The sequence below is a fragment of the Pseudooceanicola lipolyticus genome (genome assembly GCF_002786325.1).
GTDB lineage: Bacteria > Pseudomonadota > Alphaproteobacteria > Rhodobacterales > Rhodobacteraceae > Pseudooceanicola_C > Pseudooceanicola_C lipolyticus.
The window spans coordinates 1-9757 of the sequence record NZ_PGTB01000144.1 but is presented as its reverse complement, the minus strand read 5'-3'; the positions used below and the strand labels follow the sequence as shown (position 1 = coordinate 9757).

The window sequence follows — 9757 nt, the reverse complement described above, 5'->3', positions numbered from 1 at the left end:
CGCACCGCCGGTGTCGGCGCATGAGCTGGACGCGCTGGAGGCGCTGCTGGCGGTGCGCGAGACGCTGCCCTTCGCGCTGGAGCAGCTGAAGGATATCGCGGTGGACCTGCCCGATATCGCCCCGGCGCTGCGGCGGCTGGAGGCACGGATCGCGGCGCTGGCTGCGCGCGGCGTCGATGTCGAGCGGCTGGATTTCGAAGCCAGCTATGGGCGCACCTCGATGGAATATTACGACGGCTTCGTCTTCGGCTTTTACGCCGCCGACCGGCCCGACCTGCCGCCGATCGCCACCGGCGGGCGCTATGACGCGCTGACCCGGCGGCTGGGGCGCGGTGCCGAGATCCCGGCGGTGGGCGGCGTGCTGCGGCCGGGGCTGATGCTGGAACTGGCGGAGGCGGGGCGATGACGCTGAAACTGGGCGTGCCCTCGAAGGGCCGGCTGATGGAAAAGACCTTTGCCTGGTTCGCGGCGCGCGGCGTGGCGCTGTCGCGCAGCGGCGACGCACGCGAATATGCCGGGACGGTCGAGGGGATCGGCGGCGTGTCGCTGGTGTTGCTGTCGGCGGGGGAGATCCCGCGCGAGCTGGCCACCGGGCGGATCCACCTTGGGGTCACCGGCACCGATCTGGTCCACGAGAAGCTGCCGCGCTGGGAATTGCAGGTGGAAGAGGTCGCCCGCATGGGCTTTGGCCATGCCGACCTGGTGTTGGCGGTGCCGAAATGCTGGGTCGATGTCGATACGCTGGACGACCTGGACGCGGCGGCGGCGGCGTTCCGCGCGGCGCATGGCGCGCGGCTGCGGATCGCCACCAAATATCACCGGCTGGTGCGTGAATTCCTGCGCGCCGGCGGGGTGGCCGATTACGCGCTGGTCGACAGCCAGGGCGCGACCGAGGGCACGGTGAAGAACCTGACCGCCGAGGCAGTGGCCGATATCACCTCGACCGGGGACACGCTGCGCGCCAATCACCTCAAGATCCTGGCGGATGGTCTGGTGTTGAAAAGCCAGGCAACGCTGTGGCGCAGCCGGGTGGCGGAATGTTCGTCCGAGGAGGCCGCGGCGCTGCGCCAGCTGCTGGTCAAGGTCGGGGCGGAGTAGCGGCGAAGTCAGGCTGCCGGGTCCAGCCCGGACTCAAGGCGCGCAGCGCCGCCGGGCCGTCGCCCCAGGCGGGGGCTTCTGCACCGATGCGCTGCCGCTCCACCGATCAACGTGGCGACACGATGAAGCGCAGACCCCCGAACGGAGTCGCGCCCACCCGCGGTCGGGCGCGGCCCGCCCTTCAGGGCTTATGACCAAGCTGGCGCGCTACAACCCGGTCCGCAGATGCCACAGCTCGGGGAACAGCTCGACCTCCAGCATCCGTTTGAGATAGCTGACGCCGCCGGTGCCGCCGGTGCCGCGTTTGAACCCGATGACGCGTTCAACCGTGGTGACGTGGTTGAAGCGCCAGCGGCGGAAGTAATCCTCGAGATCCACCAGCTTTTCCGCCAGTTCATACAGCGCCCAGTGCTGCTCGGGGTGGCGGTAAACCTCGGTCCAGGCCGCCACCACGGCCGCGTCATCGGCATGTGGCAGTGCCAGGTCGCGGCGCAGCACCGTTTCCGGCAGCGGGATCGACGCGTGCAGCGCCCGCAGCGCGACGTCGTAGAGCGACGGGCGGTCCAGCTCGGCCTCCAGCAGCTCGGCCAGGTCGGGCCGGTGGGCGTGCGGGCGGATCATCGCCCGGTTGCGGTTGCCGAGTATGAATTCGATCTGCCGGTACTGGTAGGACTGGAACCCCGAGGATTGCCCCAGCGACGAGCGGAAGGTGGTGTAATCGCTGGGTGTCATGGTGCGCAGCACGTCCCAGGCGCCGTTCAACTGTTCGAAGATGCGGCTGACCCGGCTCAGCATCTTGAAGGCTGGGCGCATATCGGCGCCCTGCAGCGCCTCGCGCGCGGCGGTCAGCTCGTGCACTGCCAGCCGCATCCACAGTTCCGAGGTCTGGTGCTGGATGATGAACAACAGCTCGTCATGAGCTTTCGAAATCGGCGCCTGAGCATTGAGCACCTTGTCCAGCTGCAAATAATCGCCATAGGACATCGCGCCGTCAAAGGACATGCGCGCGCCTTCGCCTTCGGGATCATAGGGTTTGGTCATCTCAGGTCACCGCCTTACGCGCTTTGTATTCGGCGCGGTCCCACAGCTTGTCATTCAGAATCTCGGCCAGGATCGCCACCGCGCCGCGCACGTCGTCCTCGTCCAGGTAGAGCGGGGTAAAGCCAAAGCGCATGATGTCCGGGGCGCGGAAATCGCCGATCACCCCGCGCGCGATCAAGGCCTGCATCGCGGCATAGCCCTCGTCAAAGCGGAACGAGACCTGGCTGCCGCGCGCCTGCGGGTCGCGCGGGCTGGCCAGGGTCAGGCCGGGGCAGGCGGCCTCGACCTCGGCGATGAACAGTTCCGACAGGGTGATCGAGCGGGCACGGACCTGCTCCATCGTGGTCATTTCCCAGATGTCGAGCGCGCAGTCCAGCGCCGCCATCTGGATCACCGGCGGGGTGCCGACGCGCATCCGTTCAACCCCGGCGCCGGCGCGGTAGTCGAGATCGAAGGCAAACGGCGCCTCGTGGCCCAGCCAGCCCGACAGCGCCGGCAGCGCCCGGCCGGCATGGCGCGGCGCGACATAGATGAAGGCGGGCGCGCCAGGGCCGCCATTGAGATATTTATAGGTGCAGCCCACCGCGAAATCCGCCCCGGCCCCGGCAAGGTCGACCGGGGTCGCTCCGGCGGAATGGGCCAGATCCCAGACGGTTACGGCGCCCACCTCATGGGCCTTGCGGGTCAGCGCGGCCATGTCATGCAGCCGGCCGCTACGATAATCGACCTCGGTGATCAGCGTTACCGCGATCTCGTCGGTGATCGCCGCCTCGACCTCTTCGGGGGCGACCAGCCGCAATTCGTAATCGGGGCCAAGCATCTTCAGCAGCCCCTGCGCGATATAGAGATCCGACGGGAAGTTGCCGGTATCGGACAGCACCACCTTGCGGTCCGGCCGCAGGTCCAGGGCGGCGGCCAGCGCCTGGTAGACCTTGATCGACAGCGTGTCGCCCACCGCCACCTGGCCCGGCTCGGCACCGATCAGCCGCCCGATGCGGTCGCCCAGGCGCATCGGCATCTCCATCCAGCCGGCCTGGTTCCAGCCGGTGATCAGCATCTGCCCCCATTCCTCGCGCAGCATGGCGTCGATCCGGTCGGGGACGGCCGCCGGCAGTGGGCCCAGCGAATTGCCGTCCAGATACAGCACGCCTTCGGGCAAGGCGAACAGGGCCTTGGTGGCGGCAAAATCGGTCATGGTGTCACCCGGTCTTATTTTAGGCTTAAAGCATATCCCGGTTTAGGCGGTTTGCCCGCGCCTGTCCAGCGTCACAACCCGGTTGGCCGAAAACCCCGGCGCCGTGCCTAAAACTCAGGCGCGCGAGAGTCCCAGCCGGTCCAGCGCGTCGTGGGCCTTGGCCTCCCACCGGGCCAGCAATTCGGCATTGGAACTGCGGCGCAGCCCCATCGCCTTCAGGCTTTCGGCCCGGGTCGACTCGGCCGAGCCGAACGAGGCCGCCACCCGCGGCCACCAATAGCGCGCCGATGCAAGCAGCGAGGCCTGCGCGTCGCCTTCCAGCAACCGCACCAGCCCTTCCTCGGCCAATTCGGCATGACGCGCCTCGACCGGGGCGATGGCGCGGAAGGCATCGGCCAGCGGCTGGTAGGACACCGCCTTGAACTCGTCCAGTTGCACGGTCACCGCCAGACCCATCAGCAGGTTCATCATCACCGCGTCGGCCCAGCCGTCCAGCGGGTAGTTGAACACCGCCAGCCGCATGTCATGCTCTACCCGGGTGGTGCCGATATCGGCATCGCGCGGCAGCCGTTCGGTCCAGGGGTGATGGCTGACATAGCGCCCGGTATCGGCGCCGAATTCGCCCATGATGCGCAGCACCCGCCCGGCATGGTCGGTTTTTTCCATCACGATCCGGGCAGCAGCGATACGTTCCTTGATGCCGGGCCCGTCATTGATGATATCGGCAAAGCCGGCGGCGCCGGCCAGCTCGGAATCCACGAAGGTCGCCATCAGCTTCATCAGCTCGGCGCGATAGCGCGGCGGCACGTTCGACGGATTGCTCAGCACGCCGCCCTTGGCCAGATAGCTGTCGATGGTCATGTCCTCGGCCATGGTCCGTCCTCCTATTGGTCGTAGTCCACGACCACCTTGTCGGTGACCGGGAAGGACTGGCAGGACAGGACATAGCCCTTTTCGACCTCATAATCCTCCAGCGCGTGATTGGTCAGCATCTCGACCTGGCCCTCCAGCACCTTGCAGCGGCAGGTCGAACAGACCCCGGCCTTGCAGGCATAGGGCGCGTCCAGATCGTTGTCGCGCGCCGCGTCCAGCAGGGTGACGTCTTTCGGCATGGTGATGGTGCGGGTCGACCCATCCAGCGTGATCGTCGCGGTGGTCTGGTTGGCGGCGCTGGCGGCGTCCTTCGAGACGACCGGCCGTTTCAGCCGCCCGGGCTGGGCCGAGGCGAAGAGTTCGAACTTGATCTGGCTGTCGTCCATCCCGGCCTTGCGCAGGGCCGCGGCAATGCCCAGCATCATCGGTTCCGGCCCGCAGATGAAGGCGGTGTCGATGCTGTCGATGTCGATCCAGCCGCTGGCGAACAGCTGGCCGCACTTCTCCTCGGTCACCAGCCCGGTGAACAGGTCGATATCCTGCGCGTCCGATTCCAGCACATGGATCACGTTGAACCGGCCCATATGCAGGTTCTTCAGATCCTCCAGTTCCTCGCGGAACATGATCGAATTCACGCCCCTGTTGGCATAGACGAGGGTGAACGCGGATTTCGGCTCGCGCTTCAGAACGGTTTTCAGGATCGACAGCACCGGGGTGATCCCCGACCCGCCGGCAAAGCCCAGGTAATGCCGCTCGGCGGTTGCATCGAGCGGGGTGAAAAAGCTGCCCATCGGCGGCATCGCCTGCACCGTGTCGCCGATTTTCAGCTCCTCATTGGCCCAGGTCGAAAAGGCGCCGCCCTCGACCCGCTTGATGCCGACCTGCAGGATGCCTTCATCGGTCCCGGCGCAGATCGAATAGGAGCGGCGCAGCTCTTCGCCGTCGAAATCGCGGCGGAAGGTCAGATATTGGCCCTGGGTGAAGGCGAACTCGGCGGCGGCGCCGTTGACCGGCGCCAGCGTGACGACCACCGCATCGCGGATGGTTTTCTGGATGTCGGTGACGGTCAGATCGTGGAAACGCGCCATCGGCTCCTCCTCAGATGCACTTGAAATAGTCGAAAGGCTCCAGGCAGTCCTTGCACCGCCACTGCGCCTTGCACGGGGTCGAGCCGAACTGGCTGAGCTTTTCCAGATGGGAGCCGCCGCACCGCGGGCAGCGCTGCGGCCCGCCGGCCGGCTGCGGCGGGGCGATGCCGTAATCCTCCAACCGGGCGCGGCCCTTGTCACTCAGCCAATCGGTGGTCCAGGCCGGGCTCAGCTGGCGGCGCAGCTCGATCCGATCCAGCCCCTTGGCACGCAGCGCGGTCTCGATATCGAGGTTGATGATCGCGGTGGCCGGGCAGCCGGAATAGGTGGGGGTGACGGTGACGATACAGGTGTCACCCTCGAAACCCACGTTGCGGATGATGCCCAGATCGACCAGCGAGATCACCGGGATCTCGGGGTCGGGCACGGTGTCGAGCCATTGCCATATCTGATCTATGCTGGGTCGGGTCATGGCATTGCCGTCTGAAGGGGTACGGTCCCGGAACTGATCCGGGAACTCATGGGCCGGGAAGGTCCCGGACCAGGTCCGGGACAGCGCGGTTTCGCTCACCACCGGTTGCCCGGATAGGCGCGTTGCAGCCATTGCATCTGGGTCAGCAGGTGGCCCAGATGCTCGGTATGCATCCGGCCGCTGCGCCCGCCGCTATGGCTGAACGCGTCCTCGGGCAGGTCCAGCGTGGCGCGGCGGATCACCTTGGTCACCAGGGTGTCGAATTCGGCGCGCAGGCTGGCCGGATCGGGGGCGATCCCGGCCTTGACCAGCACCGCGTCATAAGCGTCGCTTTCGAACATTTCGCCAACGTAAGGCCACAGCCGGTCCAGCGCCGCCTGCATCTTGTCATGGCTTTCCTCGGTGCCGTCGCCCAGTGCGACGACCGTGTCGGCCGACCGCTCCAGGTGATAGGCCGCCTCTTTCGAGGCTTTCTCGGCGATTTCGCGCACCGTGGTGTCCGTGGAGGTCAGCAGCCGGCCCAGCAGAACCGACTGGAAGGCGTCGAACAGGAACTTGCGCATGATGGTGCGGCCGAAATCGCCATTGGGCAGCTCGGCCAGCAGCAGGTTGCGGAAATCCCAGGCATCGCGCAGGAAGGCGAGATCGTCCGCCGTCTTGTCCTCGCCCTGTACCTCGGCGGCATAGCCCAGCCACAGCTGGGTCTGGCCGATCAGGTCCAGCGCGGTATTGGCCAGCGCGATATCCTCTTCCAGGATCGGCGCGTGCCCGCACCATTCCGACATCCGATGGCCCAGGATCAGGCTGGTGTCGCCCATCCGCAGCAGGAATTCCAGCAGGGCCTGTTGTTTTGACACGGCCATCACATATGCCCGATTTCGTCTGGAATGTCGTAGAAGGTCGGGTGGCGATAGATCTTGGTCTGGGACGGCTCGAACATCGGCCCCTTGTCGCCCGGCGTGGTGGCGGTGATGTTGCGCGCCTCGACCACCCAGATCGAAACGCCCTCGTTGCGGCGCGTATAGACGTCGCGCGCGTTCTTGATCGCCATCTCGGCATCCGGCGCGTGCAGCGAGCCGACATGGCGGTGACTCATGCCGTGCTGGCCGCGGATGAAGATCTCCCAAAGCGGCCATTCGGCCTTGCGCTTGGCACCTTTTTCCCCGGTGTCGGGATAGGCCGATGGATTGACGGAACTCATGGCGTGTTCTCCTCCGAACTGGCTGGGTCGCGCGGGATTATTCGGCGGCCATCTGCGCGGCTCCGGCGCGCGCGGCTTTCTTGCGGGCATGGGCCAGCATCCCGTCGCGCACCCACTGGCCGTCTTCCCAGGCCTTCTGGCGCGCTTCCAGGCGCTCGTTGTTGCAGGGGCCGTTGCCCTTCAGGACGTTGAAAAACTCGGTCCAGTCCGGTTCGGAAAACGCGTAATGGCCGGTTTCTTCGTTCAGCTTCAGCTTGTCATCCGGGATGGTCAGGCCCAGATATTCGGCCTGCGGCACGGTTTGGTCGACGAATTTCTGCCGCAGCTCGTCATTGGTGTTGATCTTGATCTTCCACGCCATCGACTGGGCGGAATGCACCGATTCCTTGTCGGAGGGGCCGAACATCATCAGCGACGGATACCAGAACCGGTTCAGCGCATCCTGCGCCATCCGTTTCTGCGCCGGGCTGCCCTGGGCCATCTTCATCATGATGTCATAGCCCTGGCGCTGGTGAAACGACTCTTCCTTGCAGATGCGGATCATGGCGCGGGAATAGGGCCCGTACGAGGTGCGCTGCAGCGGCACCTGGTTCATGATCGCAGCGCCGTCGACCAGCCAGCCCACCGCACCGATATCGGCCCAGGTGAGCGTCGGGTAGTTGAAGATCGAGGAATATTTCATCCGCCCCGACAGCAGCATCTCGGTCATTTCATCGCGGCTGATCCCCAGGGTTTCGGCGGCGCAATAAAGGTAGAGACCATGCCCGGCCTCGTCCTGCACCTTGGCGAGCAGGATCGCCTTGCGCTCCAGCGTCGGCGCGCGGGTGATCCAGTTGCCCTCGGGCAGCTGGCCGACGATCTCGGAATGGGCATGCTGGCCGATCTGGCGGATCAGCGTCTTGCGGTATTCCTCGGGCATCCAGTCGCGCGGCTCGATCTTGATGTCGGCATCGACCTTGTCCTGGAAGTGGCGCTCTTCCTCGGTCATGTCGTCCCGGGTTTTCACGCCCTTGCCGGTGGATTTGACCATCTGTGCGTACATGGGGACCTCCCGCTCGTTATACCCGTTCCAGGATCAGGGCCGCGCCCTGTCCGACGCCAACGCACATGGTGCACAGCGCATAGCGCCCGCCGGTGCGTTGCAACTGATAGGCCGCGGTCAGAACCAGCCGCGCGCCCGACATTCCCAGGGGGTGGCCGAGTGCGATGGCGCCGCCGTTGGGATTCACATGCGGGGCATCGTCGGGCACGCCCAGTTCGCGGAGGGTGGCCAGACCCTGGCTCGCGAAGGCTTCGTTCAATTCTATCACATCCATCTGATCTATGGACAGTCCCGCGCGCTTCAACACCTTGCGCGTGGCCGGGACCGGGCCGATGCCCATCACCCGCGGTGCGACACCCGCCACCGACATGCCGACGATGCGCGCCATCGGGGTCAGGCCATTGGCCTTGGCCGCGGATTCGTTGGCCAGCAGCAGCGCCGCCGCGCCGTCATTCACGCCCGAGGCATTGCCGGCGGTCACCGTCTTGTCGGGCCCGTTGACACCTTTCAGGCCGGACAGCTTGTCCGCGGTCGTGCCGGGGCGGGGGTGTTCATCGGTATCGACCACCACCGCGTCGCCCTTGCGCTGGGGAATGGTCACCGGCGCGATTTCCTGCGCGAAGACACCGGCCTGATGCGCGGCGGCCCAGCGTTCCTGCGACCGCGCGGCAAAGGCGTCCTGGTCGGCGCGGGTGACCTGGTAATCCTCGGCCACGTTATCGGCGGTTTCCGGCATCGAATCGGTGCCGTACATCGCCTTCATCTTCGGATTGACGAAACGCCATCCGATCGTGGTGTCATAGACCGCGTTGCTGCGGGAAAAGGCGCTGGTGGCCTTGGGCATCACGAAGGGCGCGCGGCTCATGCTTTCGACACCGCCGGCGATGGCGATGTCATAATCGCCCGCCTTGATCGCGCGGGCCACCATGCCCACCGCGTCCATGCCCGAGGCGCAGAGCCGGTTGATGGTGGTGCCTGGCACCTCCACCGGCAGCCCGGCCAGCAGGGCGGCCATGCGCGCCACGTTGCGGTTGCTTTCGCCGGCCTGGTTGGCATCGCCATAGATCACGTCGTCCAGCGCGGCCCAGTCAACCTGCGGATTGCGCGCGACCAGCGCGGCAATCGGCACCGCCGCCAGATCGTCGGTCCGCACAGAGGCGAGTGCGCCGCCATAGCGGCCAATCGGCGTCCGGATTGCATCGCAGATAAAAGCGTCCAAATCATCCTCCCCAGCCGGTCAACGCATCGCTGCATATCTGACCACATGGTCGGGATAGCGCCGAAATCGATTCGGCACAAGTAAGATGTTACGATATGATTGTTTAGAATTGTGGTTCGTAACATTTGAGGGTAGGCATCTCGGTCCCGCGAACCTGGGCCGCCCTGTTCCCTGCGCAAAACGCGTTGTCAGCGCGAAAAACAGCTGACCTTGCCCGCCGTTCAGCGGCTGGATTAAGGGCGCCGGCTTAAATCCTGATTGTTTCAGTAGGCTACTGCCTTGACCTGAACGCCGCGAGGAAATAGGCGAATAGGACATGTCCCAGCCATGCCTGCGCGCTCCGCCACGGACAGGAAAGTTGGAGTTCGCCATGGCCCTGTATCCGTTCCGTGCCGCATTGGCGGCCACAATCCTTTTCGTGGCCGCAGGCGCCGCCCAGGCGCAAAGCGCGCCGCCGCAGGTCGGCAGCGGCGCACCGACGTTGGCCGCGCCCGAGCTTCCTGCAGCCGAACCGGCCTCGCCGCTGAT

General features: G+C 65.9%; 11 protein-coding genes. 2 read left to right on the top strand and 9 right to left on the bottom strand.

Annotated features, from left to right (window positions below; translation table 11 throughout):
* Positions 1–406 (top strand): ATP phosphoribosyltransferase regulatory subunit (locus tag CVM52_RS20730; RefSeq protein ID WP_205965001.1); only part of this gene is annotated, 406 nt, incomplete at its 5' end.
* Positions 403–1098 carry an ATP phosphoribosyltransferase gene (gene hisG, locus CVM52_RS20725; RefSeq protein WP_100164315.1) on the top strand — a complete coding sequence of 232 codons (696 nt, stop codon included), beginning with the start codon at positions 403–405 and terminating at the stop codon, positions 1096–1098. The genes CVM52_RS20730 and hisG, both read left to right, overlap by 4 nt.
* A 207-nt stretch (positions 1099–1305) precedes the next feature.
* Here hisG and kynA read toward each other — a convergent pair whose 3' ends face one another.
* From kynA to pcaF, 9 genes are all read right to left on the bottom strand, one after another.
* Positions 1306–2139: a tryptophan 2,3-dioxygenase gene (gene kynA / locus CVM52_RS20720; protein WP_100164314.1), complete on the bottom strand. Its 834-nt coding sequence runs from the start codon at positions 2137–2139 to the stop codon at positions 1306–1308.
* A 1-nt stretch (position 2140) separates the two neighbouring features.
* Positions 2141–3334, bottom strand: coding sequence for a kynureninase (kynU, locus tag CVM52_RS20715; protein WP_100164313.1), 1194 nt, complete (start codon positions 3332–3334; stop codon positions 2141–2143).
* A 114-nt stretch (positions 3335–3448) separates the two neighbouring features.
* Positions 3449–4207, bottom strand: coding sequence for a Phenylacetic acid catabolic protein (locus CVM52_RS20710; protein ID WP_100164312.1), 759 nt, complete (start codon positions 4205–4207; stop codon positions 3449–3451).
* An 11-nt stretch (positions 4208–4218) separates the two neighbouring features.
* Complete coding sequence (locus CVM52_RS20705) at positions 4219–5295, bottom strand: 2Fe-2S iron-sulfur cluster-binding protein (protein WP_100164311.1); 1077 nt, start codon at positions 5293–5295, stop codon at positions 4219–4221.
* Positions 5296–5305: 10 nt separating this feature from the next.
* On the bottom strand, positions 5306–5767 hold the full coding sequence (paaD, locus tag CVM52_RS20700; RefSeq protein WP_100164317.1) for a 1,2-phenylacetyl-CoA epoxidase subunit PaaD: 462 nt from the start codon (positions 5765–5767) through the stop codon (positions 5306–5308).
* A 95-nt stretch (positions 5768–5862) separates the two neighbouring features.
* The gene (paaC, locus tag CVM52_RS20695) at positions 5863–6630 is read right to left on the bottom strand and encodes a 1,2-phenylacetyl-CoA epoxidase subunit PaaC (RefSeq protein WP_205965000.1); all 768 of its coding nucleotides are present in this window, start codon (positions 6628–6630) and stop codon (positions 5863–5865) included.
* Positions 6630–6863, bottom strand: a complete 234-nt coding sequence (paaB, locus tag CVM52_RS20690; protein ID WP_240621015.1) for a 1,2-phenylacetyl-CoA epoxidase subunit PaaB — start codon at positions 6861–6863, stop codon at positions 6630–6632. The genes paaC and paaB overlap by 1 nt, the downstream gene beginning before the upstream one ends.
* Before the next feature lie 142 nt (positions 6864–7005).
* Positions 7006–8010: a 1,2-phenylacetyl-CoA epoxidase subunit PaaA gene (gene paaA / locus CVM52_RS20685; RefSeq protein ID WP_100164309.1), complete on the bottom strand. Its 1005-nt coding sequence runs from the start codon at positions 8008–8010 to the stop codon at positions 7006–7008.
* 16 nt (positions 8011–8026) lie between these two features.
* Positions 8027–9229: a 3-oxoadipyl-CoA thiolase gene (pcaF, locus tag CVM52_RS20680; RefSeq protein ID WP_100164308.1), complete on the bottom strand. Its 1203-nt coding sequence runs from the start codon at positions 9227–9229 to the stop codon at positions 8027–8029.
* Positions 9230–9757: the final 528 nt, after the last annotated feature.

Coding starts and splice junctions, on each gene's coding strand:
- hisG (WP_100164315.1), top strand. CDS start 403: ATGACGCTGAAACTGGGCGTGCCCTCGAAGGGCCGGCTGATGGAAAAG.
- kynA (WP_100164314.1), bottom strand. CDS start 2,139: ATGACCAAACCCTATGATCCCGAAGGCGAAGGCGCGCGCATGTCCTTT.
- kynU (WP_100164313.1), bottom strand. CDS start 3,334: ATGACCGATTTTGCCGCCACCAAGGCCCTGTTCGCCTTGCCCGAAGGC.
- CVM52_RS20710 (WP_100164312.1), bottom strand. CDS start 4,207: ATGGCCGAGGACATGACCATCGACAGCTATCTGGCCAAGGGCGGCGTG.
- CVM52_RS20705 (WP_100164311.1), bottom strand. CDS start 5,295: ATGGCGCGTTTCCACGATCTGACCGTCACCGACATCCAGAAAACCATC.
- paaD (WP_100164317.1), bottom strand. CDS start 5,767: ATGACCCGACCCAGCATAGATCAGATATGGCAATGGCTCGACACCGTG.
- paaC (WP_205965000.1), bottom strand. CDS start 6,630: ATGGCCGTGTCAAAACAACAGGCCCTGCTGGAATTCCTGCTGCGGATG.
- paaB (WP_240621015.1), bottom strand. CDS start 6,863: ATGAGTCACCGCCATGTCGGCTCGCTGCACGCGCCGGATGCCGAGATG.
- paaA (WP_100164309.1), bottom strand. CDS start 8,010: ATGTACGCACAGATGGTCAAATCCACCGGCAAGGGCGTGAAAACCCGG.